Origin of the sequence: Prevotella multiformis DSM 16608 (genome assembly GCF_000191065.1) — a bacterium.
Taxonomy (GTDB): Bacteria; Bacteroidota; Bacteroidia; order Bacteroidales; family Bacteroidaceae; genus Prevotella; species Prevotella multiformis.
Window position 1 is genome coordinate 480296 of the sequence record NZ_GL872283.1, and the last position, 22484, is coordinate 502779.

Sequence of the window (22484 nt, forward strand, 5' to 3'; positions counted from 1 at the left end):
CGAATCCAAAACAGAGAAAAACAAGAAAAATCCTATTTCCTACAACGTCCTACAATCCTACAAATAAACAATAAAATCCTATTTCCTATAATAATAATATAACTATTTGATTTATAGGTATATATGTATATTATAGGTTTGAAAAGAAAAACGATTTGTAGGATTGTAGGATTGTAGGACGGTGTTTTTCTGAAAATTTATTTTTCAAAAGTCGTGTTTTCCTTGTTTCTTCTGAAAATTGGGGGTACGGGGGATTTTTCGCCGCCTTATGTGGTTTGGAAAGTGATAAAGAATGTGAGTTAGATAAATGAAAATGAGCCGTGCCTATTCATCCGAACTGGCACGGCTCTGCTTGAGGAATAATCGAAACCTTGATTAAAAAGGTTCGGCACTTCCGTCTGCCGGTTCAAATGGCAGATCTTGCGGAAGAGGTTTTTTCTGTGGTTCTTCAGTTGTGTTCGTTGCTTCAGTCTTGACCGGTCTGCTGTCTTGACTGCCGTCTTCAGGATATTCTCTTCTGTAGTCTATGTTGTATGACTCGACAAACTTGTCGTAGTCTATGATGATTGCGCTGGTAGATGTGCTCTTCTGCTTGCGAATCTTAACCATCGTTACCTTGTCATCGTAGCGGACGTCGTCGACTGTTTCTTCCCACGTGAATCTTCTCGAAGAAACAGTACCGATGTAAGAAACATGACTGCGCAGATTCTGCTCGATGGTTGAGAGTGTACTGTTTTCATTATTATAGCCGCTTCTGTCAAAGATACTGAATACTGCACTCAAGCGCAGGAACATGATGTTTGAACCTGCTTCGAAGGTGAAGGTCTTGGAGTCGCCACGTGAGTCCTTACCTGTGACTTTCTTGGGCTGCTCGATAAGGAATTCCCTGCCCTCGATTATCTGCTTGGTATCAATCATGTTGTTGACGGCCGTGAAGAACATGGCCAGCTTGTCCGTGCTCCGGATGAGTGAAAGCTGGAAACGGATCTTCTCCTGTGCGATCTTGAAGAACTCTGCGTAGGTGAACGGCAGCCGGAGGCTGGAGTACTGTTCTATCAGCTTCACAGTGCCGAGGAACAAAGAAGCTGTCTTCATCAGGCGGTCCATTTCCCCGGAATTGATTACATCTTGCTTCAGCTCATTGTATGCCTCCTGCTTGAGATGGCGGAAGTGATCCATGAACATAGGCCGGAGTTCAAGAATCTGAAGGAGGACATTCGACAAGCCGATCTTGTTCGGGTCTTCAATCGTTTTCAGCTCTTCGAAGATGCGCACCTCTTCCGGTGTGCGGTTACGAGGCTTCGGTACTTCACAGACGATTACACGACTCATCAGGGCGTTGTCATCACGCTGCGGCGTCTCTTGGCCGCAGATGATGACAGGTGCGAACACCTTGTCGTTTTCTATTTCCCTTCCTGAAGTCCCCTTCCGTTTCTGTTTGCCGTCACCGTCATATACGATACCTTTCAGTGCTTGGAATTTCGTGTCGCTGATATCCTTGTTGTTGTACTCGTCAAGCACGACAGGAACATCCTTGAACATACCCATGATGGTGGCCATGGCGGCATCGGTACCAGTATTAAGGTTAAAGATAGGAATGTTAGGCGAAATGAATAGCGAGCGGATGGATATAGCGATCTGTGTCTTACCTGACGACATCGGACCCATGAAGAAAGGGGCGGTGAAGAGCCTATCGATACAGTGGATGTTGCTTCTGAAGGCGCACATGATAGCGAAGACTAAAGCCCACTTGCCATTATCGTTAATCTTATACACCTGGTTCATGAGCGAAGCCCATTTCTCGAAACTTACCTTCTTCTCAGCTGGAACCTCCTTGTATACGAGCTGACTTATCAGTTCGTACTTATCTGATTGCTTCCCACTTCCTGCGTAGATGGTTGAGAAAGCAGGGAGATAATAGTTGTTCTTGTTGTGCGTGACCACACCCAGTTCATTGACCGGGTCAAACCGCCATGCGCCCTCTACGTTGTGGAATATGCCGTTGGCGAATGCGAAGAACTGCTCGTCGGCCTTGCGGCTCATCCCCTCGCTCTGCTGATTACCGTAGGTCTTGACTTCTGAACACATAACGAAATGCCGGCTCATATAGGTCTTGATGGCCTTCCACTGCCATTCCTCACCATTGAAGTTCACCGCTTCGTAGTTGATGAGCACTTCTTCTATCGACGACATCTTCAGCATGGCCTTGGAAGGGATCTCGATGTATATCGGTGTCTCGTAATATCTGCGGTTGATGCGCAATACACGCTTGTTCTGCTCGAAATCGTCTGAAAAGATATGGAGCAGAGGAGTCATGAAGAAGTCGGCCACCTGCGTCATCCCGTTGCCGTTCTTATTGCGGAACATATAGCACACCGGTTCGCTCTTCTTGTTGAGCCGCGGGTAATAGCCGCACTCTTTCCACATCCTCCTGTACTCTTCGTTCTCCTGTACATAGTCTGGAGGCTCGTTCACGTCAAACTCTTCATCCTCGAGGTTGTCTGCCTGCATGCTGACCTTCATCGCAGACTTGCGCTTGAGAACGAATGGTTTTCTTATCTCGTCAAACTGTCCCTTCGTCAGCTTTAGTACAGAGCAGTAATGATTTCTGTTTATGGTTATAACGGTGTCGTCAGCGTAAGATGTCAGTTCGATACAACGTGAGACGAGAGGAACACGATCTCCATTGAAGTTCTCGAGGAACTTACCGTGCAATGCGATGTAATAGTCCAGGAACGAACCTGTACTATCGCTGAAGATCATTTCTATCTTGATACCTGCACGATACATCTCTGCAAGAGTATGCAGGTAGTTGTTTTCGTCTCCGTCATCGGCGATGCTGCAACCTGTCTCTGACGAGACGAAGTAGCAATAGACACGTCGTAGTTCCTGAATGTCATTGCCAGACGGCCGACCGGACACGAATACGATGGGTTCTTCGCCGTAGCCGTCGAGGAAATCCTGCATAACAGAGGTGATAATTGCAGGGCGGTCGCTTTCGATATTCTCCTTCAGCGCATCGATACCGAAGATACCAGTCTGCGTGTTTGTCTGAACGGATGATTCCTTCAGCCTGGTACGGATGCTTCGCACCTTGTTGTCTATAATGCCAATCCTGCTTCTGAAGTCTTCTGCAATGGACTTGACGTATTCGAGGCGCAAAACGGAATCCTGTACACACGCTACGAGGGAACAAATGGAATTCAAACAGTCTGTGATAACTGTCTCATCCTTGCAACCACGTGGAAGAAGCATACGCTTGAATGCTTTGGGGAAAGGTTCCGTCAGTCCCTTCAGCTTTTTTGCTGTAAGACTGCCGTTCGCCTTTGCAAACTCGTCGGGATCCATGCCTTTCTCGAGACGGATGCAGCGTACTTTTGCGCCGGCCTTCAGCAGCAGCTCACAATTTTTCAGCGATGCCTTGATGCCGGCAGCGTCGGCATCGTAAATCATGACGATATCATCTGTGAAGCGAAGCAGCAGCTTTACTTGGTCATCGGTGAATGCCGTCCCGCTTCCACCGACTACATTCTCTACACCAACCTTATGTAGAGACATAACGTCAAACTGACCTTCGACAAGATACGCGAAGCCTTCCTTTCCTATGCTCTTGCGTGCCTGGTATAATCCGAAGATGTGTTTCCCTTTCGTGAACAGTGGCGTTTCACCCGTGTTCACATATTTGCCTGTCCTCTCTCTTGGAGTAACGATCCGGCCGGAGAAACCTATGACATGGCCTTGCATATCATAGAACGGGAACATTAATCTGTCACGGAACCTGTCGTATAAGCGACCTTCGCTATTACCCAGTACATCTACTTCCTGCAATAGCTCTTGTGAATATCCGGCTTTTGAAAGTTCTGAAAGGGCGAGGTTGCCCATGGGAGCATAGCCGACGCCGAAGTCGGTCAGTGCTTTGTCTGAAAGGCTATACCCACGGGAAGCAAGAAAGCTCTCTGCCTGGGCAAGGTTCTTCTGAAAGAACTTCGCTGCGGCATCTATTGCGATACGCTGCGCCTCCTTCTTCTTGTAAGCGGCTTCCTCCTCCGGAGAGAGTTCCTTTGCAGGAAATTCTATTCCGGCCTGCACGGCACACCAGCGCAGGGCTTCCATAAAGCTGAGGTTCAGATGGTGCTGCACGAAGGAGATTACGTCACCACTCGCTCCGCATACGAAGCAGTGGTAGGTCTGCCTTGACGGACTGACGACCATAGAAGGAGAATGGTCGTCGTGAAAAGGGCACACACCCTTGTAATTCGCACCCGTCTTGTGCAGGTGCGTAAAGGTTTCTATTACATTTACAATGTTTAAGGCCGACTTGACCTTTTCAATGAAATTCTTGTCAACCATAATTTATTCCTCGGTTTCCTCAAACAGTTCCAACTGGCGTGAACCAAGTTCCTCCTGCATCGTTATGCCAAGATAGTCTGCCACGGCAGCATACTCTTTACTGCTGATGGCCTTTCTACCATAATATAAATCCCAAAATCGACGCTGATTTATTTCTGTTTCCGTGTAAAAGACTCTCGTTGGAGTGAAGTCTTCCGGGTGGCGGAACTTTATCTTCAACATCTCCATAAGGATATTGCGCTTGACTTGCAATCCGACAGTAAGGCGATTGCGCAAGCAAAAGAGGCGAACAGACATAGAACTTCTGTTCAAAACTCTGCCCATCTGGTCAAAGGTCAGTTTGCCAAGATTCTGTTTTACGAAGCTCTCTTCAGGCTCCGTCCATCGTTTATTCGCAGCTTTCATAAATTTACGACTTTTAGTTAGAATATTTCTTCGAAAGATTAATTTATTAATTTAATCTTATACCTATCATAAAAAAGCTCAATAGCCCAATTGGGTATGTGCGATTTGAATATCGCAGAATTATCACAATTATCACTTTTATGATCTTCTATGTAACTCTCAAGTTTAGCCACATATTTTTTTACTAACTCGCAGAAATCTGCATCAGGAATTTCTCCTCCTTTCAGTCTAAATCTTTCTTTTACATATTGTAAATCCGAAAGGAAAGACTTGTTATAAACAAAAGATTCGTTATTACCATGTACGTATACAACTGCAAGAATTCTCGCACATGTATCCATACTTATTGCCGGAATATTAGCCGATATGCACGTTTTATTCCATAAGTCCCTTAACATTTCAATCTCCTCACTTTTAATTGTCCATCCAAAAATTAGCTAATGATAGACACCATACTCTTCCCACCCTTTCTGCATGCAATTTATTGGTGTATGAAGTCCTGTATAGACAAGATATCGGTAAAAGGTGGTTTTTGATACTTTCAACTTTTTGGCAACAACTGTTTTCTCTGTTCCTTTATTAAGTTCCTTGATAATCCATTCATGCCTGTTGACACATTTGGGGTTAAGCCTACAACGAAATCCTTTGGGATGCCCAAGTTTTGCGCCTTCTGCCTTCTTTCGTGCTAATGCCTCCTTGGTTCGTTGGCTGATAAGATTACGTTCTATCTCTGCTGAAAGTCCGAAAGCGAAGGCGAGGACTTTGCTCTGAATATCATCCCCAAGGCGATAGTTATCCTTGATAGTCCACATGCGACATTCTTTTGTCATGCAGATATTCAGTATCTCCATAATCATAAATAGGTTACGACCAAGGCGAGACAATTCACTGCAAATGATAATATCGTCCTTTTTTACCTTTTTAAGTAACCTGCCAAGTTCTCGTTTGCTATAGTTCTTTGTACCACTGATAGTTTCTTCTATCCAGTCGTCAATTGAAAGATTTTGATGTTTACAAAAGTTGGTAATCTCAAAACGTTGATTCTCTACCGTTTGCTTATCGCTGCTAACTCTGATATACCCGTATATCATATTTATATATTTTAAATCAAACCATTTTTGGAAAGTTTTTTCTTTGCAAACATATAGCTATATACTCACTATCAAACCGCATAATCATTATATTGTCAGTTGGATGAAGACGCCCAAGTTGACTCTGAACATATACTCGAAGTGCTTCGTGTATTAGTCGAAGTTCTCGCTCTGACAAATCTTGGATAGAGAAGTTTCCCCAGTTATCTTTATCTATAAACATTTCTTTCTTAGATATTCTGTTACTCCCTGCCTGATCTTTTTTCGTACCGTTGGCGTTAATTTTAATTTTTGATTAGGATCCTTATAATGAAACTGAAGAGACATCCTAAATCCCATTTTGCGGAAAGCCTTTTTTCTAACTTTTCTAATGCTGGCCATAGTTATTCAAATTTAAGGTCATACAATTTGTTTCTGTTAAGAGGGTAGCCTTTCACACGCTCCCATACACCATCCTCATTGGGTGCAATATATATGTCTTTTTTCAGACTGGTAGTGAAAGCATGACCGTTTTCATCCCATACGATACCTTTGCTGCCCTGGTGAGCAGTGACTTGACGGACATCAGAATGTCTTAATTTCACTTCATCGATAATGATGCCTAAGTTTAAAGCATCAATTGCTTTTTCAAAGTCCTTTGTTCTCATTGTTGTTTAGTTTTGGTTTCACATTCCTTTTCGAGGGCGTACTGAACGTACTTTTTCAGTTTAAGACAATACAGCCCATTGATACAGTTGCGATGGGATTCGCAGATCTGACACTCGTCATACATTTGGCCACAGTTCCTTTTCAGGAATATTCAGATAATCAGAGATGATCTTTCTTTTTAAAGCATCAGGAGTACAATCCCCTCGAAGCCATCTGTAAACAGTAACATAAGATACTCTGCACAGTTTTTTCAAATCTGCCATTACCTCATTTCGCTGATTGGGCAGTGAATTAACATACTCTTTAAACTCCATTTCTAATCTTTTTTTATGTTTTCATTGCACCGACGATCTTTTTTTGTTATTTTCGTAGCGCAAAAATTCTTTCATGATGCAAAGGTGCAACTTTTATTTGATATAAACAAATAAATGAGTGATTATTTCTCTCATTTCTAAAATACAATAAAAATGGCAGAAGAAACTATTACTGATCGGATTGTAAAAATAATGACTAAAGAGGGGCATACGGTAAGTACATTTGCCAAAAAGCTGGGGATATCCTGGTCTTCGGCAAAAAACATCATCTCGGGCAGGAACGCACCCAACTATGAAACGATAGTGAAGATAATAGAATGCTTTGATAGTATTGATGCTAACTGGCTGGTTATGGGGGAAAAGAGCATAAAAAAAACAGAGGAAGGAAAACTATATTCCATCATTTCCGCACAGCAGAAAACTATAGAGAGCCAGCTGAAGACTATCGACCGACTTACAGCGAAACTTGTAGAAAATATACCAGAAGAATCTGGTAAAAAAGTGGAGGATGCCGTATAATCAAGATGTATCCAAGAGGTATTCAAAAGTGATTTTACGGTATAATATCCCATAAACAAGATTCCAAAAATCACTCAAATATTTGATTTATAAGCAGGTATGGAAACGATGTCGTCGGCGAGAAGTCGGCGATATACAGCTAATAATATAAATATGCCCCATTGAATATCAGTAAGTTAAAGTTAAACTTTATACAACCGAAAGTCCGGTCATCCCGACAGAAAAAAAGGGAAGAAACCGCATGGTTTCTTCCCTTTCTGCTTTTTTGGGGGCTGCTGCCGACCGCTTTCCCGGCCGGAGGCTGGTGAGCCTGGACAGGCGCTGCCGCCCCTGCTTTCCGGCGGCTAAGACCTCTTCAGTCTCTCCCGGCAGTCTTCGAGTATCGCAAGCAGTTCGTCCTTCTTCGTGGCGCGGAGCATGGCGATGCGCGTCTGCTTGAAGTCGGGGATGCCCTTGAAGATGGGAGAGGCCGCCAGGTGCCGGCGGGTATGGAGAATGCCCCGGTATTCGTCAATGCGCTCCACGTTGATGCGCAGCATCTCTTCCAGGACGTCAATCTTGTCGTCGAGTGTGAGCTTTTCCGTTCCTTTTCCGAAGATCCACGGACAGCCGAAAGTGGCGCGGCCGATCATGACGGCATCCACACCGTACCGGTCGAACTTCTCTCGGGCATCCCCGACGTCCTTCACATCGCCGTTGCCGATGACCGGGATATGGATGCGGGGATTCTTCTTCACTTCGCCTATCAGAGTCCAGTCGGCGCTGCCGGTGTACATCTGCGCACGGGTCCGTCCGTGGATTGTCAGGGTCTGGATGCCACAGTCCTGGAGCTGTTCGGCAAGGTCGGTGATGATCAGGTGGTCGTGATCCCAGCCCAGCCGGGTCTTCACCGTGACAGGTACTTTGACCGCCTTGACCACCTCGCGGGTGATTTCCAGCAGCAGCGGAATGTTCTTCAGCATCCCCGATCCGGCGCCTTTGTTCGCCACTTTCTTTACGGGGCAGCCGAAGTTGATGTCGATTACGTCAGGTCCTGCCTGTTCCACGATCCTGGCGGCTTCGACCATTGAGGCTACATCCCTGCCGTAGATCTGTATGCCGACGGGACGCTCACGGTCGTCGATGACCATCTTGGAGAGTGTCGACCTGATGCTCCGGATGATCGCATCTGCCGATACGAACTCGGTATAGACCATTGCCGCACCGAACCGTTTGCACATCTTCCGGAATCCGATGTCCGTCACGTCTTCCATCGGAGCCAGGAACAGGGGGCGTTCCCCGAAATCTATCGTTCCTATTTTCATGGGTGCAAAGGTAAGGAAAAGGCGTTGAAAAATGACAGGATAGAGATATTAAATGTGAACGGCATCGCATCAATGAAGGGAAATGGCGGCAGATGAGCAGGAGAAGGTCGGGGCGGGGAGAGCCCGGCGTGCCGTCCGCATTGCGGTAAGAATGAGTGCAGCCAGAGCCTTGCCCGCAAGGAGCGGCGTATTCCGGCGTCATGCCTGAAGTCCTTCCTGGCTTGCAAGTTTGCAACCCGGTTGCAGAATATAATCCTTATCTTTGCGCCAGAATAACAGATCAGTAACAGGTTTTGTATTATGAACAGAAAACTTATAAGAATCATTCTCACGGCTGTACTCCTGGCAGGAGCCTGGCTGGTGGAGCAGTCTGCAGGACTTCCCGTGTGGCAGGTGCTGCTTGTTTATCTCGTACCTTACCTGCTCATCGGCTATGATGTGCTGGGCGAGGCCATAGAAGGGATCATGGAGGGCGACCCGTTCGATGAGGACTTCCTGATGAGCCTTGCCACGGTCGGCGCATTGCTGATCGGCTTCCTGCCGGGTGCGGAACCGCAGTTCATAGAGGGGGTGTTCGTCATGCTGTTCTTCCAGCTCGGCGAACTCTTTGAGGATTATGCGGAGGACAAGGCGCGTGCCTCTATCTCCGGACTGATGGACATCCGTCCTGACGTGGCATTTGTCGAGCGAGGCGGAAAGACCGACCGCGTAAGTCCGGAGGAGGTGCGGGTCGGAGAGACGGTCATCGTGAAGCCCGGCGAGAAGATTCCGCTGGACGGAACGGTCCTGGAGGGCTGTTCCAGTCTCAATACCGTCGCACTGACGGGCGAGAGCATGCCGCGTGACGTGCAGGCGGGGATGGAGGTCGTCTCCGGCTGTGTCAATCTGTCGGGTGTGTTGAAGGTGCGTGTGGCAAAGCCTTTCAGCGAGTCGACGGCCTCGAAGATCATCCAGCTCGTCGAGCATGCCAGCGAGAACAAGTCGCACAGCGAGTCGTTCATCCGCCGCTTTGCCCGCATCTATACGCCTGTCGTGGTGCTTTCGGCGCTGGTGCTGGCCTTCCTGCCGCCTTTCTTCTATGACAGTTATGCCGCCGCTTTCGGTACCTGGCTCTACCGGGCGCTGACCTTTCTGGTCGTAAGCTGTCCCTGCGCGCTGGTCATCTCCATCCCGCTGGCCTTCTTTGCCGGTATCGGCGGAGCGTCCGGTAAGGGCATCCTGATCAAGGGCGGGAACTATATGGATGTCCTGGCAAAGCTCTCCACGGTGGTCTTCGACAAGACGGGGACGCTGACACGGGGCACATTCGAGGTCGAGGCGGTTCATCCGGAGACCGTCTCCGAGCAGGAACTGCTCCATCTGGCAGCCCATGCAGAGCGTTTCTCCACCCATCCGATCGCCGTCGCCCTCCGTACGGCTTATCCCCATGAAGCCGACAGATGTACGGTGGAAGACATACGGGAGACGGCAGGTCAGGGCATCACGGCACGCATCAATGGCAGGACTGTGAGTGTGGGGAACGCCCGCATGATGCAGTCGCTCGGCATCACGCTCCATCCCTGTACACGCTGTGCAGGCTATGCGGGAACGACGGTCCACGTCGCCATCGACGGCGAATATGCCGGACACATCGTCATTTCCGACCAGTTGAAGGAGGATGCTGCCGAGACGATAGAACGGCTGAAGCGGCTCGGAGTGGACAGGACGGTCATGCTGACCGGTGACAAGGAGGATGTGGCAGCGCTGACAGCGGCGCAGACCAAGGTGTCGGAGTACCATGCCGGGCTGCTCCCTGCCGACAAGGTGAGCCACATCGAGCGGATTCTGGCGGCGAAGAAGGACGGGGAGACCGTAGCTTTCGTGGGCGACGGCATCAACGATGCGCCGGTCCTGGCACGTGCCGACGTGGGGATTGCCATGGGTGCGCTGGGCAGTGATGCTGCCATCGAGGCGGCTGATGTCGTGCTGATGGACGACAAGCCCTCGAAGATAGCCCTTGCCATCCGCCTCTCCCGCCGCACGATCTTCATTGCCCGGGAGAACGCCTGGTTTGCCATCAGCATCAAGGTCGCCGTGCTTGTCCTCGCCACTTTCGGACTGGCGAGCATGGGGATGGCCGTCTTTGCCGATGTCGGTGTGATGGTTCTTGCCGTCCTCAATGCGATGCGTGCAAGATAAAAAGCCATGGACGGCGGCGCGCAGTGTACCGTTTCGACCTGACGGGAACTCTCCTGTACAGGATAGAGAGCCGTCGGCCTGGTCCATGGGCATGGAGGAGAAAAGGCCTTCCACGTGTGCGGAAGTGCATGAGGGTTCTGTCGCTGTCCGGGAAACGCTTTCCGTATCAGTCGGTCATCAGCCCCTTGCGATATGCGGAATAGTAACGGAAACGCACCTGACGCCCCGCTTTCTGCAGCTGTTCCGGCGTCTGCCACCCTTCGTGTCGGGTACTGACTTCCCTCGTGCTGATGGCTGTCACCCTTCGTGCTGAGGCTCCGCACGTTTGCAATCTGTAACCGGTCCGAGGGCGGCTCACGGTGAGAATGAGGAAGGACCGCCTGTTGGAAGGAGCTGATGCAGGGATATCCATGCCGTTGAAGGTTTGCCGGACTTCGGTGTTATGGCGGCTTCTCAATGCCCTGTCTGCATGGAAAGAAGAGAGGGTATCAGGCGGCCTGTTGTCCGTTGGGGACAGGCGGTCTGATACCCTCTCTTGTCTTCCATGTCTGCCGACGGACTGCATCTGCGTTTCCGGCGGCGGATGTCCGGCAGGACTATTTGAACTGGTTTTCCACGATTTCGCTCAGCACCTCCTTGATGTCCAGGCCTGCCGCCCGCACCTGCTGCGGGATGAAACTGGTGGCGGTCATTCCCGGTGTGGTGTTGATTTCCAGCATATTGACCACGTCCTCGCCGTCTTTGTCTTTCGAGATGATGTAATCGATGCGGATGATGCCGTTGGCATGCAGGATGTCGTAGATACGGCTTGTCTCGGCAGCCACACGTGCGGCGGTCTCCGGCGACATACGTGCCGGGGTGATTTCCTGCACCTGTCCGTTGTATTTGGCATTGTAGTCGAAGAACTCGTTGCTCGTCACTACCTCCGTCGCCGGGAACACGACAGCCTTCTCCTTCGTCTTGTAAACTCCCTGGGAGATTTCCATTCCGTCCATGAACCCTTCTATCATCACCTCGTTGCTTTCCATGAAAGCCACCCGGAGGGCCGGTGCCAGCTGGTCGGCATTCTTCACTTTTGACACGCCGAAGCTGCTGCCGTCGGCGGCAGGCTTCACGAAGCACGGCATGCCGAGCCGCTTCTCGATTTCCGCCTCATTGTAAGGTTCGCCGCGGCGGAGCAGGATGCTGTCGGCCACCTTCACGCCGAAGCCGCGCAGGTAATTGTTGAGCACGAATTTGTCGAAGGTCATCGCCTCGACAAGTACGCCGCTGGTGGAATAGGGGAGATGGATGAGGTCGAAGTAGCCCTGCATGACCCCGTTCTCTCCCGGCTGGCCGTGGATGGTGATGTAGGCGTAGTCAAACTCCCTGCGCCTGCCGTTCTCGACAAACGAAAAGTCGTTCTTGTCGATGGGCGCAAGGCTTCTGTCAGGCAGTTCGACATGCCAGTCGATACCTTTCACATCTACTATGTATATGTTGTAACGCTCCTTGTCGAAGAAGGAGTACAGTCCCTGCCCTGAGCGCATGGATACATCGTGTTCTGAAGAGTCGCCGCCGCATACGATGGCGATTGTCCGCTTGGAATCTTTCATTGTGTTGTTTTTATTTTTATGGATGGGGATGCCATGAATGCCGGCAGGTGTCTTCTTCGCATCGGAACCGGATGCCTTCCGCGATGCTGCCGCGCCGGGTTCTGCCGGTGTCGTCAGCCCGGTCCGGCCGGATTTTCCCCGATACAGTTGTCAATCATCGGCCTTCAGCTGTCCGCTGATAAATCCTCTCCATTTTGCAAGCAGTGAGGAAAGGTCCTCGGGCAGGTCGCTGGTGAAGTTCATCTGTTCGCCCGTGACGGGATGGACGAAGCCCAGCGTGCGTGCGTGCAGTGCCTGGCGGCTGCAGCAGGCGAGACAGTTGCGGATGAATGCCTTGTAGGAACTCGACCGCTGTCCCCGCAGGATTTCGGTCCCGCCGTAGCGTTCGTCGCCGAACAGCGGGTGTCCGATGTGCTTCATGTGGGCACGGATCTGGTGTGTCCTGCCTGTCTCGAGGATGCACTCGATGAGTGTCGTATAGCCGAAACGCTCGAGGACACGGTAGTGTGTCACGGCATGTTTCCCCGTTTCGGAGCCGGGAGGGAAGACCGTCATGCGGAGCCTGTCCCTCGGATCCCGGGCGATGTTGCCTTCTATCCGTCCCTCGTCTTCCGTGAAGTTGCCCCATACGAGGGCATTGTAACTGCGGTGTGTCGTCTTGTTGAAGAACTGCTTTCCCAGTGCTGTCTTCGCATCAGGCGTCTTTGCGACAACGAGCAGTCCGCTGGTGTCCTTGTCTATCCTGTGTACCAGCCCCACCTCCGGATCATTCGGATCGAAGGCCGGCATGTCTCTCAGATGCCAGGCGACGGCATTGATCAGCGTGCCGTGGAAGTTGCCTGCGCCGGGATGAACGACAAGTCCGGCAGGCTTGTTGATGACCATCAGCACCGTATCCTCGTAGACGATATCCAAAGGGATGTCTTCCGCCTCGATGGTGTTGTCGTGCTTCGGACGGTCGAGCATCAGTGTGATGACATCCTCCGGCCGCACCTTGTAGTTGCTCTTCACCGGAGAACCGTTCACATGGATGAATCCTGCGTCGGCGGCTTTCTGGATGCGGTTGCGGCTGGAATGCTGCATCCGCTCAAAGAGGAACTTGTCGATTCTGACAGGTACCTGCCCTTTGTCGACGGCGACCCGGAAGTGCTCATACAATCCGCCGTCCGCCTCCTCATCCGCCTCTGCGCCGAGGAGGTCGCCGGCCAGTTCGTCGTCGTATAGCGTTTCTTCGTCAGTTGTCATGTGTCTTTACTCTGTAGGTTTCGGTGAGGACGGGTCGGCGGGAAGCCCGGAGGAGGGGCCGGAGGCCGGTCTGCCGGCTCCCGGCTTGCCCCGTTCGTCCTTTATCTCGTTGCCGTTCTCGTCGACGGGGACCTCCACGTACTCCTCCACTTCATCGTATTTCGGCATTTTCTCTTCTACCTCTACATCCTCGTATTGCGGCTCGTTCAGTCCCGCCGTGTCGCTGATTTCACGTGTGCCGTCGCCTACCTGCAGGACAATGACCGCATCCGACGGCACGCGGTCGCCCGCCTGTACGTGCCTGCCATTGACGAGGATGCCGTAGATCCAGTCTTTCTCGCCCGGTATGTATTCGGGTTCTCCCACCTTGAAGCCCATGGAGAGCAGCTGCGCCTGTGCCTCGCGGAGCGAGTTGTTGTCGATGATGTCGGGGATGACGAGCGACGGTGCGCTGGCGGCGTTGACGGTCACATAGATCACATGGGTGGACTTGATGCGCTTGCCGCCCGCCGGCGACTGTTCGAGAATGCAGTCCGGCGGCAGTTCCTTTACATATCCGGTATCGGTCACTTCTATCGTCAGTCCCATCTTGTCCATGATGTCGACCGCCTCGTCGTACTGCTTGTGGACGACGTCCGGCACCACGATGGATTCGCCGTGATGGGTATAGAAGTCGAGGCCGAACCTGACTCCTATTGCCAGCAACAGCACAAGGATGACGATGGCAAGGATATTGCCCCAGACATACGTGCTGTTGAATTTATGGAAGAATTCTCTTGCTGTCATTCAAATTGTTTGCTTGTCGGTCCGCCAGCCGGTCCGCCCGTCCGCCAGTCGGTCTGCCGGCCAGTCGGTCCGCCGGCGCATCTCACTATATCGGGACAAAGTTAGATAAAAAAACGGAAAGAAGCAAAGAATAGTCTCTACTTCTTTCCGTTTCCGCATGAAATCCCATAGAGGGGAATGCGCGCTCTTCCTTACTTTCCGTGGTGCTCGTCAGACACTGTTAACTTCTTGCGACCCTTGGCACGACGGGCAGCCAGTACACGACGGCCGTTCTTTGTTGTCATTCTCTCGCGGAAACCGTGCTTGTTTACACGGCGACGGTTGTGCGGCTGAAATGTTCTTTTCATCTTCTTGTCCTATTTTATTGTTGTTTTTATCGTTGATGTACGTGTGGCCGGCAGTAAGGGGAGTCTGCCGTTACGGGCTGCAAAATTACTTAATCTTTTTGAATTAACCAAGGAAACGGTGTTTTTTACGTCTGTTATTTATGTTTTTTTCTATATTTTCCGTAACTTTGCACCGCATTAGCGAGACTGTACCGTATAAAAAAGTAACAAATTAGATATTAACAGATTATGATTAATTCACAGGAAATCAAGATCGGAACATGTATTCGTCTTGATGGCAAGATTTGGACTTGCATCGACTTCCAGCACCGCAAGCCGGGCAAGGGTAACACCGTTATGATCACGAAGCTGAAGAATGTGTCCGACGGCCGCGTGCTGGAGCGTACGTTCCAGGTAGGCTTCAAGCTCGAGGATGTGCGCGTGGAGCGTCGTCCCTACCAGTATCTGTACCAGGATGCTACGGGCTACATCTTCATGAACCAGGAGACGTTCGAGCAGATTCCTATCCCTAAGCACCAGATCACGGGGTCTGACTACATGAAGGAGGGAGATGTGGTAGAAGTCGTTACGGATACCTCTGACGGCACGATTCTCCTGGCCGAGATGCCGGTCAAGACGACCGTGACCATCGCCCACAGCGAGCCGGGCATCAAGGGCAATACGGCTACCAACGCCACCAAGCCGGCGACGCTTGAGACGGGGGCTGTTGTCCGTGTGCCGCTTTTCATCAATGAGGGTGAAGTGATCCAGATCGACACCCGCGACGGCAGTTATCTGGGTCGTGTGAACTCCTAAGACGCTCTCCAGGATTCTCCTTGGGCGGTTCTTCGCCTTCCAGGCGGACGGATTCTGCCTTCTTCTGGGTAGCGCATGGCAGGCTGTGTAGCTGGTACGGAAAGGGCAGAAAAAGCCTTCTGGAAGCTGAAAGGGAGCAGAAGGATTGGCGGGCTCCGCATACCGGCATGCCGGTATGCGGACTTTCGGAGAATGCCTTGACACGCACCGTCTGCGGAAAAGGCAGGCCGTTCCGATTCATAGAAAGAGGATGTATCAGACTTTCTGTCTGATACATCCTCTTTCTTTATTCCTGTCACATACAAAGTCCGTCCCGTCGGCCGGGAATCCTGTTCCCGGGCTTCGGGAATGTCGTTCCCAAGGCTTGGGAATCCTGTTCCCAACCGGTTGGGAACAGGATTCCCTGCAGTGTCCATGCTTTTGGCTGACTGCTTTCTTTTCTTGTTTTTAGACTCGGCTGGCAGATTGAATGCTTATATGGTGTTCGGAAAGGAGGGCCTCGAATGCAAATGACGCGGTGTCGATTTCCTCTATGCCCGCCGCTGCGGTGACAGGCACGGAACGGCATGATGTCACTGTGCTGATGACCTTGGTTCAGACAGCAGACATCCAGACGGCGGCTACCGGTTCGTCCAGCCCGGTGCGCTTAAAATCGTCCATCCCATTAGGAAATACCACCATAAGGGACGATGTTCTCATATTTTATTGCTATCTTTGCCATGCTAAGTAGAACTTTGTACGATATTGTTTTTCACCATAAAATCGGTGAAAATTCTACAGACAGCGAACTCTGGGGAATGTATTGTTCTTCAGAGACTTGTAAAATAAATTAATAATAAATTACGTGTTTAGTCGCGGGATCAAGGTTTAATATAGTCCGTGACATTCTGAAACAATAACAATTATGAAAGGGACTGCATCGCATCTGCTGGAATTCCTTGAAGGGGCTAGAAAGAGATTCATCATACCCGTATATCAAAGAAATTACGACTGGAAGCGTGAAAACTGCAAACAGTTGTTCGACGACCTTGTCAGTGTCGTCAAGGAAGGGAAAAACACTCACTTCTTTGGTAGCATAGTGTCGTATGCTCACAGCAGGGACGAAGTTATACTCATTGACGGTCAACAGCGCATAACCACTATCTCGCTGATTCTTATTGCAATGATCAATGCCATGAAGAAGGGTATCTGTGTTCCTGGTGATTCAAGGTTGCCGGAGATATTGGAGGATACGTATATCATAGATAAGTATAGGAGGGATGAAAGAAAGGTCCGGCTGAAGCCCTTCCGTGATGACTGTACGGCTTTTGACCGGCTGATATATAACGAAGAGACGGAATATATTCAAGATTCTAAGGTTACTGTCAACTACAACTATTTCTACGATAGGATTGTGCAGATAAAGGAACTGACACCAGACGAACTGTACAGGGCCATTGACAGTCTTGAGATCATTGATATAGAACTGGAACCGCAGCACGGCGACAATCCACAGTTGATATTCGAGAGCCTGAACTCTACTGGGCTTGATTTGACGGAGGCCGACAAGATAAGGAACTTCGTATTGATGAACTTGCCCCCGGACATTCAGGAACAGTTCTACGACCGGTATTGGAATAAGATAGAAAAATGCAGTGGTAACGAGCTGGACGGTTTCGTCAGGAATTATCTGACCATTAAGCAAGGAACTATTCCTAATCAAAGGAAGATATACTTCGCTTTTAAGGAATTTACCAAGCGTTACGACGGCATAGAAGGAGTGCTGCAGGAAATGCTTGTTTATGCCGATGCTTATCATGGCATCAAGACTTTTCAGGTGGGCGCTAAAGACACCAATGAGATTGCCAGACGACTGGATCTGCTTGAAATGACGGTTGCCTATCCCTTCCTGATGGCATTCCTCGTTTATGCCAGGGAGGCGGGATTGCCGTTGGCGGAAATCTATAAAGTATTCTCGTGCATCGAAACCTTCATCTTCCGTCGCCTGATGTGCGACCTGCCGACCAATGCACTTAACAAGATATTTGCGACACTTCATGATACGGTCCTGAAGAACAAAAAGGAAACGGACAACTATTCATCCGTACTGATTTATATCCTTGAAAGCAAGAAGCTGTCGAGTGCGTTCCCCAAGGATGAAGAGTTTATCAACGGCTTCACGACAAAAAAGGTCTATTCAATGCGGACCAAGAACAAGATGTACATCTTTGAACGGTTGGAGAATGGCAGCAGCAAAGAAAAGAACGATGTGGTGGAGAATATGGAGGAAGGCATCTTGACCATAGAGCATATCATGCCACAGACATTGAGTAATGCCTGGAAGCGGGAACTTGGCACAGAATGGGAAACCATACAGGAGAAATGGCTGCACACCATATCAAACCTTACGCTAACTGGTTATAACATCAAGTACAGCAACAGACCCTTCGCTGAAAAGCGAGATATGGAGAATGGCTTTAAGCAGAGTGGGTTGAGGATGAACCATTACATCGCCCAGTTTGACAAATGGAGTGAAGAGGAGCTGGAACAGAGAAAGCAAGAACTTTCATGTTTGGCGAAGGCTATTTGGAGCTATCCTGAAACAGACTTCGTGCCGGAGGTGCAGGATGATGATGTGGTCAGTCTGTCAGAAGACAACGGTATTTCTACCGGACGTAAGATACTGTACTATATCTTCCAAGAAGAGAGGGAAGATGTGGGTGAATGGTCAGAAATGATGTGGGCTGTTATCAACAGACTGTTTGCTCTCAATCCTATTCTGTTGTATGAGGAGGCTAAAAGTAACAGGAATGTCTGGTTCTCCACTACTGAGGCAAGTAGGCACTATAAGAAAATAGCCGAAGGATTGTACTACCGTCCTTCAAGAAGCAACACATGGAACAAAATGGCCATTCTGAAGAACCTCTTCCGTCTGTATCAGATCGACGAGGATGATTTACAATTTGGGCTAAAACCGATAAGACAGTAGCATTATGGCAACATCTAAAAATACGGAAAAACATTTTTCTGAGAAGTTCGGAACCGGATGGTGAGTATGCTTTTCGGCATTGAAAATCTTCTCATCAGGCTTTGGAACAGGCTGTTATGTAAAAGAAACATTGTCCAGAATCCTCTAAAGAAAAAGCGTTTCCTTTGTCCGGCTGGCTTATGGCTCTGGTTCTGGATTTTCCATCTGAATTCGGTCTCAATCAAAAGAATGAGCCCCAAGAGGCATTGCACGAACTGAAAAAGGCGAACTGCATAATACTTATCCCGGATTCAGGTACTTCCTGAATGCTGTCGGCGGTGTGGTTGGGTGGCTTTGGTTGACTGCTTTTCGTCTTGTTTTTAAACCCGGCTGATGTTTTCATGGTCTGCTGCACGGCATTCTGGAGTATTTCCGTCCGGGTGACGGCTGCTGCAGATCAGAATACGACATACGGACGCAGCCGTTCGATGGCTTCTGGAGGGAAGTCCTTGGACAGGCGGAGCTGGGCAAGACCGGTCAGTTTTCCTTTCAGCCTCCTGTAGTCGCAGATGACCCTTGCCTGGTAGAAGTTCAGGTAAGGATGGCGGCGCAGCTGACTGAGCGTAGCGGTGTTGAGGTTTATCTTGTCCGTATGTGGATCGCTGATGGAGAAGTAAGGCAGCGCTTCCTCGGGAAACCCCTCTATCTCCAGCAGCTGTCCTACGGCCACGTATCCGCCCAGCCGTCTGCCGTAACTGATGATGGCACGTGCCCAGCCCGACCCGATTCCGGGGACTTTCTTCAGCTGGTTGGTGTCGGCGGCAGCAAGGTTGACGTGCTCTCCGGCTTTCAGTTTCAGCGGATAACGGATGGTGTCGCGGTCGTATTCCTTGTAAGGTTTGTATGTGTTCCTGGCTTTGTAGGCCTCGTAAGCCGCATGGGCCGCCTGCTTCTCAGCCTCTTTCCGGGCGATGTAATGCTGTACGGAGGGGAGGGTAGAGGCCGGTTCATAGTCATCGCCGATCGTGATGTAAGGTGCTAATTCTCTGTATTGTCTGCGTGTAAGTCCGTAGAGGTGGGCAAAGTCCATGGGCGACCGGTAGACTCCGCCTTTGGAACGGTATTTCAGGATATTGCGTATCTGGAAGGGAGCCAGTCCCAGCCGTTGCAGTTCATCGGCCGTAGCGGTGTTGGGATCAAAGGGGAACAGCTGCTTGCCGTTTTCCATTTCATATACCGGTAGCTGTTTCCGTCTCGGGAAGGAAGCGGCCGGCCGGAGGGGGAGGGAATCGTCCTTTCCAGCTGCCGTCTCTTCTGTTCGGCTGCCGACGAAGACAATCAGTCCAAGGCAGATGAGGACGAAGACCAGCAGGGACAGGATTACTTTCCGGTCGGAATGGTGGAGATAGAAGAGAGATTTAAGGTTCATGTGGAGGGAGATTTTCAGGTGGATTCGGTGTATGCCGGCGTTGACAGGGATGCCGGCGGATAGCGTGGGGTGAGTAGGATTCCGTCCCCTCCCCTCTCAGAGGAGGGGGGAGGGAGTTTCAGAATACGCCCAGCTGATGCAGGAAGATGGCAAGGATGGCTACCGGACAGATGAAGCGGATCAGGAAATAGTATGTCCCGAAGAATGGGCTGCGGGCTGTTCCCCAGTTGGTGAACTCATCCCTGACCAGCTGTTTCGGTACGTACCAGCCGATGAACAGGCAGGTAAGAAGACCGCCGACGGGAAGGAAAATCTGTCCGGTCACGAAGTCGAATACGTCAAAGAGGTCTGTACCCGCTAACTTGAGGAAGCTCCAGTCGCCCAGGGACAGAGAGCACACTGCTCCGATGACGGTGCAGCAGGCGGTGACGATCAGTGCTGCGCGGGGGCGGCTGATGTGCAGCTCCTCCTGGAAGAAGGCCGTGCTCACTTCGTGCAGGGAGATGAGGGAGGTTAGGGCGGCCATGGACAGAAGCAGATAGAACGACAGGGAGATGACGTAGCCCGCGACAGGCATGCCGGCAAAAGCCTGTTCAAAGACATTCGGCAACGTGATGAAGATGAGCGAAGGCCCGCTGTCGGGTCTTACCCCCACGGAGAAGGCTGCCGGGAAAATCATCAGGCCGGCAAGGATGGCGACGACGGTGTCGATGAAGCCGATCTGTACGGCCGAGTTCAGCAGTCTGGTATGGCGGCTGTAATATGACGCATAGGTGCAGATACAGCCCATCGCAATGCTCATGGAATAGAACGACTGCCCCAGAGCGCCCAGGAAGACATCGCCCGTGACCTTGCTGAAGTCGGGCTTCAGGAGGAACTCGATTCCCTTTCCCGCTCCCGGAAGCAGGCAGGACGCAACGACGATGGCAAGCAGCAGCAGGAAAAGGGCGGGCATCATGATCTTCGAGGCACGCTCTATACCGTTCCGCACTCCGTGGATGATGACGTAATGGGTGATGAGGAGGATGGCGGCTGTCCACAGCACCGGCTTCCACGGACTGGTGGAGAAGCCTGAGAAATAGGACTGGAAATAGGCCGGTGACCCGTGCAGGTGATTCATGACGGAGGCCAGACCGTATTGTAGACACCAGCCGGAGACAACGGCATAGTAACCGGTGATGAGAAAGCCTGTGAGGACTCCCAGGTAGCCTACCCATTTCCAGGCCGTCCCGTTGGACAGCTTCGTATAGGCACGTGCCGTGTTCGAGGCTGCATGACGGCCGATGATGAACTCGCTGACCATGCACGGCAGTCCCAGCAGCAGGATGCAGCCGATATAGATAAGGATGAAGGCCGCACCGCCGTTCTGCCCTGTCATATAAGGAAAACGCCACACATTGCCCAGACCGACGGTGCCGCCTGCTGTGGCAAGAATCATTCCTATTTTACTTCCGAACTTTGCTCTTTTTTGTTGAACCATGTAAATTTACTTTGGATAGATACGCAAAATTACAAAAAAATATCTACTTTTGTATCAGATCAGAAGTAAAATATGAAATTATATCGGCATATCTTAATCCGGTTCCCATTCAGCTGTATCATCATTGCAGGTATCTGGGTGTTGTGTTTCATGGACATTCCGGAGACTCCTTTGAGCGAGGTCAGGTTCATTGACAAGTGGACGCACAGTGTGATGTACCTGGTGTTGAGTCTGACCATCAGCCTCGAATACCTGTACAGGGTCAAGCCCGCCGGCTCCCGCTTCCTTGCAGTCTGGGCATGGTTCATGCCGGTCGTCATGGGCGGACTTATCGAAATCCTCCAGGCCAGCTGTACGGGGGGACGGCGCAGCGGAGAGTGGCTCGACTTCCTCGCAGATGCGGCAGGCTCGACGATAGCCTTGGCTATCGGTATTCTTCTGGCACGCTGTCGCGCCAGGTCCTGAACGGATTTCTCCGCATGTAGGAGTTGTAGAAATGCCGGTTCCCGGTCACTTCCGTACCGATGAAGTCGGGTTTTTCAAAGACTTCTTCCTCACTGCCCAGTTCCACTTCGGCCATGACGAGCCCGTCGTTGTCACCATGGAACTCATCCACTTCGAAGATATGTCCGCCGAAAGGGACGAGATACCTGTGCTTGTCTATCACGCCCGGCTCACACAGCTGCATAAGCTTCCGTGCCTCCTCAAGCGTTATCTCCTTCTCGAATTCGTATCGTGACAGACCGCCGTCACGGGACGGCCCCTTGATGGTCAGGTAGCCCCTGTCATCCCGGATGCGGATGCGGACAGTGTTGACGGCGGCGAAATAGCCCTGTTGTATATGGCTGCTGCTGCTTGCCAGCCGTTTCCAGTCCATCCTTTTATGTACCAGGAATTTCCTTTCTATCTCCAATCCACTCATCGGTTGCTTTCTTGTTAATGTGTTCTGACAATCTCCTCCTTCTGATGGATGCCGCCTCCTTCCGTTGTGGAGGTGTGCTGTCGCGGCAGTTGGTTGCCGTTGTCCCCCATGCGAATATATGCTGCCTGT

General features: G+C 50.7%; 19 protein-coding genes. 5 read left to right on the top strand and 14 right to left on the bottom strand.

From position 1 onward, the window contains the following. Positions 1 to 375: 375 nt before the first annotated feature. The 6 genes from dnaG to HMPREF9141_RS12990 form a co-directional block, all read right to left on the bottom strand. Positions 376 to 4350, bottom strand: a complete 3975-nt coding sequence (gene dnaG, locus HMPREF9141_RS07315) for a DNA primase (RefSeq protein WP_007367994.1) — start codon at positions 4348 to 4350, stop codon at positions 376 to 378. Between the two features lie 3 nt (positions 4351 to 4353). After that, a complete protein-coding gene (locus HMPREF9141_RS07320; protein ID WP_007367995.1) occupies positions 4354 to 4755 on the bottom strand; it encodes a hypothetical protein in 402 nt (133 codons plus the stop codon). Between the two features lie 38 nt (positions 4756 to 4793). Next, positions 4794 to 5153: a hypothetical protein gene (locus HMPREF9141_RS07325; RefSeq protein WP_007367996.1), complete on the bottom strand. Its 360-nt coding sequence runs from the start codon at positions 5151 to 5153 to the stop codon at positions 4794 to 4796. A 39-nt stretch (positions 5154 to 5192) separates the two neighbouring features. Then, positions 5193 to 5846 carry a master DNA invertase Mpi family serine-type recombinase gene (locus HMPREF9141_RS07330; protein ID WP_007367997.1) on the bottom strand — a complete coding sequence of 218 codons (654 nt, stop codon included), beginning with the start codon at positions 5844 to 5846 and terminating at the stop codon, positions 5193 to 5195. Positions 5847 to 6229: 383 nt separating this feature from the next. After that, the gene (locus HMPREF9141_RS07335) at positions 6230 to 6493 is read right to left on the bottom strand and encodes a hypothetical protein (protein WP_007367999.1); all 264 of its coding nucleotides are present in this window, start codon (positions 6491 to 6493) and stop codon (positions 6230 to 6232) included. Between the two features lie 117 nt (positions 6494 to 6610). Next, positions 6611 to 6808 (bottom strand): helix-turn-helix transcriptional regulator, encoded by a 198-nt coding sequence (locus HMPREF9141_RS12990; RefSeq protein ID WP_083809441.1) that lies wholly within the window; start codon positions 6806 to 6808, stop codon positions 6611 to 6613. 153 nt (positions 6809 to 6961) lie between these two features. On the opposite strand from HMPREF9141_RS12990, the gene HMPREF9141_RS07340 reads away from it, so the two are divergent. Continuing rightward, positions 6962 to 7327 carry a helix-turn-helix domain-containing protein gene (locus HMPREF9141_RS07340; RefSeq protein ID WP_007368001.1) on the top strand — a complete coding sequence of 122 codons (366 nt, stop codon included), beginning with the start codon at positions 6962 to 6964 and terminating at the stop codon, positions 7325 to 7327. A 344-nt stretch (positions 7328 to 7671) separates the two neighbouring features. Here the strand turns inward: HMPREF9141_RS07340 and dusB are convergent, their stop codons facing one another. Further along, on the bottom strand, positions 7672 to 8631 hold the full coding sequence (gene dusB / locus HMPREF9141_RS07345) for a tRNA dihydrouridine synthase DusB (protein ID WP_007368002.1): 960 nt from the start codon (positions 8629 to 8631) through the stop codon (positions 7672 to 7674). A 300-nt stretch (positions 8632 to 8931) separates the two neighbouring features. Here dusB and HMPREF9141_RS07350 point away from each other — a divergent pair, with 300 nt between their 5' ends. Continuing rightward, a complete protein-coding gene (locus HMPREF9141_RS07350; RefSeq protein ID WP_007368003.1) occupies positions 8932 to 10809 on the top strand; it encodes a heavy metal translocating P-type ATPase in 1878 nt (625 codons plus the stop codon). Positions 10810 to 11405: 596 nt separating this feature from the next. Here HMPREF9141_RS07350 and HMPREF9141_RS07355 read toward each other — a convergent pair. From HMPREF9141_RS07355 to rpmH, 4 genes are all read right to left on the bottom strand, one after another. Continuing rightward, positions 11406 to 12404 carry a D-alanine--D-alanine ligase gene (locus HMPREF9141_RS07355; protein ID WP_007368005.1) on the bottom strand — a complete coding sequence of 333 codons (999 nt, stop codon included), beginning with the start codon at positions 12402 to 12404 and terminating at the stop codon, positions 11406 to 11408. 150 nt (positions 12405 to 12554) lie between these two features. Then, a complete protein-coding gene (locus HMPREF9141_RS07360) occupies positions 12555 to 13649 on the bottom strand; it encodes an RluA family pseudouridine synthase (RefSeq protein WP_007368006.1) in 1095 nt (364 codons plus the stop codon). A 6-nt stretch (positions 13650 to 13655) separates the two neighbouring features. Next, complete coding sequence (locus HMPREF9141_RS07365) at positions 13656 to 14435, bottom strand: PASTA domain-containing protein (protein WP_007368007.1); 780 nt, start codon at positions 14433 to 14435, stop codon at positions 13656 to 13658. Between the two features lie 191 nt (positions 14436 to 14626). Then, the gene (gene rpmH, locus HMPREF9141_RS12995; RefSeq protein WP_007368008.1) at positions 14627 to 14782 is read right to left on the bottom strand and encodes a 50S ribosomal protein L34; all 156 of its coding nucleotides are present in this window, start codon (positions 14780 to 14782) and stop codon (positions 14627 to 14629) included. A gap of 228 nt (positions 14783 to 15010) precedes the next feature. Here rpmH and efp point away from each other — a divergent pair, with 228 nt between their 5' ends. Both efp and HMPREF9141_RS07380 read left to right on the top strand, forming a co-directional pair. Beyond that, entirely contained in the window at positions 15011 to 15577 is a 567-nt protein-coding gene (efp, locus tag HMPREF9141_RS07370) for an elongation factor P (protein WP_007368010.1), read from the top strand. A 904-nt stretch (positions 15578 to 16481) separates the two neighbouring features. After that, positions 16482 to 18545 (top strand): DUF262 domain-containing protein, encoded by a 2064-nt coding sequence (locus HMPREF9141_RS07380; RefSeq protein WP_007368013.1) that lies wholly within the window; start codon positions 16482 to 16484, stop codon positions 18543 to 18545. A gap of 436 nt (positions 18546 to 18981) precedes the next feature. Here HMPREF9141_RS07380 and HMPREF9141_RS07390 read toward each other — a convergent pair whose 3' ends face one another. Together HMPREF9141_RS07390 and HMPREF9141_RS07395 are read right to left on the bottom strand one after the other, a co-directional pair. Then, positions 18982 to 19953 carry a ComEA family DNA-binding protein gene (locus tag HMPREF9141_RS07390; protein WP_007368015.1) on the bottom strand — a complete coding sequence of 324 codons (972 nt, stop codon included), beginning with the start codon at positions 19951 to 19953 and terminating at the stop codon, positions 18982 to 18984. Between the two features lie 118 nt (positions 19954 to 20071). Next, positions 20072 to 21433, bottom strand: coding sequence for a sodium-dependent transporter (locus HMPREF9141_RS07395; RefSeq protein ID WP_007368016.1), 1362 nt, complete (start codon positions 21431 to 21433; stop codon positions 20072 to 20074). Between the two features lie 72 nt (positions 21434 to 21505). Between HMPREF9141_RS07395 and HMPREF9141_RS07400 the strand changes: the two genes are divergently transcribed. Beyond that, entirely contained in the window at positions 21506 to 21898 is a 393-nt protein-coding gene (locus tag HMPREF9141_RS07400; protein WP_174256068.1) for a VanZ family protein, read from the top strand. Here HMPREF9141_RS07400 and HMPREF9141_RS07405 read toward each other — a convergent pair. Further along, positions 21858 to 22355, bottom strand: coding sequence for a CYTH domain-containing protein (locus HMPREF9141_RS07405; RefSeq protein ID WP_007368018.1), 498 nt, complete (start codon positions 22353 to 22355; stop codon positions 21858 to 21860). The genes HMPREF9141_RS07400 and HMPREF9141_RS07405 overlap by 41 nt on opposite strands. Positions 22356 to 22484 lie beyond the last annotated feature (129 nt).

Coding starts and splice junctions, on each gene's coding strand:
- dnaG (WP_007367994.1), bottom strand. CDS start 4,350: ATGGTTGACAAGAATTTCATTGAAAAGGTCAAGTCGGCCTTAAACATT.
- HMPREF9141_RS07320 (WP_007367995.1), bottom strand. CDS start 4,755: ATGAAAGCTGCGAATAAACGATGGACGGAGCCTGAAGAGAGCTTCGTA.
- HMPREF9141_RS07325 (WP_007367996.1), bottom strand. CDS start 5,153: ATGTTAAGGGACTTATGGAATAAAACGTGCATATCGGCTAATATTCCG.
- HMPREF9141_RS07330 (WP_007367997.1), bottom strand. CDS start 5,846: ATGATATACGGGTATATCAGAGTTAGCAGCGATAAGCAAACGGTAGAG.
- HMPREF9141_RS07335 (WP_007367999.1), bottom strand. CDS start 6,493: ATGAGAACAAAGGACTTTGAAAAAGCAATTGATGCTTTAAACTTAGGC.
- HMPREF9141_RS12990 (WP_083809441.1), bottom strand. CDS start 6,808: ATGGAGTTTAAAGAGTATGTTAATTCACTGCCCAATCAGCGAAATGAG.
- HMPREF9141_RS07340 (WP_007368001.1), top strand. CDS start 6,962: ATGGCAGAAGAAACTATTACTGATCGGATTGTAAAAATAATGACTAAA.
- dusB (WP_007368002.1), bottom strand. CDS start 8,631: ATGAAAATAGGAACGATAGATTTCGGGGAACGCCCCCTGTTCCTGGCT.
- HMPREF9141_RS07350 (WP_007368003.1), top strand. CDS start 8,932: ATGAACAGAAAACTTATAAGAATCATTCTCACGGCTGTACTCCTGGCA.
- HMPREF9141_RS07355 (WP_007368005.1), bottom strand. CDS start 12,404: ATGAAAGATTCCAAGCGGACAATCGCCATCGTATGCGGCGGCGACTCT.
- HMPREF9141_RS07360 (WP_007368006.1), bottom strand. CDS start 13,649: ATGACAACTGACGAAGAAACGCTATACGACGACGAACTGGCCGGCGAC.
- HMPREF9141_RS07365 (WP_007368007.1), bottom strand. CDS start 14,435: ATGACAGCAAGAGAATTCTTCCATAAATTCAACAGCACGTATGTCTGG.
- rpmH (WP_007368008.1), bottom strand. CDS start 14,782: ATGAAAAGAACATTTCAGCCGCACAACCGTCGCCGTGTAAACAAGCAC.
- efp (WP_007368010.1), top strand. CDS start 15,011: ATGATTAATTCACAGGAAATCAAGATCGGAACATGTATTCGTCTTGAT.
- HMPREF9141_RS07380 (WP_007368013.1), top strand. CDS start 16,482: ATGAAAGGGACTGCATCGCATCTGCTGGAATTCCTTGAAGGGGCTAGA.
- HMPREF9141_RS07390 (WP_007368015.1), bottom strand. CDS start 19,953: ATGAACCTTAAATCTCTCTTCTATCTCCACCATTCCGACCGGAAAGTA.
- HMPREF9141_RS07395 (WP_007368016.1), bottom strand. CDS start 21,433: ATGGTTCAACAAAAAAGAGCAAAGTTCGGAAGTAAAATAGGAATGATT.
- HMPREF9141_RS07400 (WP_174256068.1), top strand. CDS start 21,506: ATGAAATTATATCGGCATATCTTAATCCGGTTCCCATTCAGCTGTATC.
- HMPREF9141_RS07405 (WP_007368018.1), bottom strand. CDS start 22,355: ATGAGTGGATTGGAGATAGAAAGGAAATTCCTGGTACATAAAAGGATG.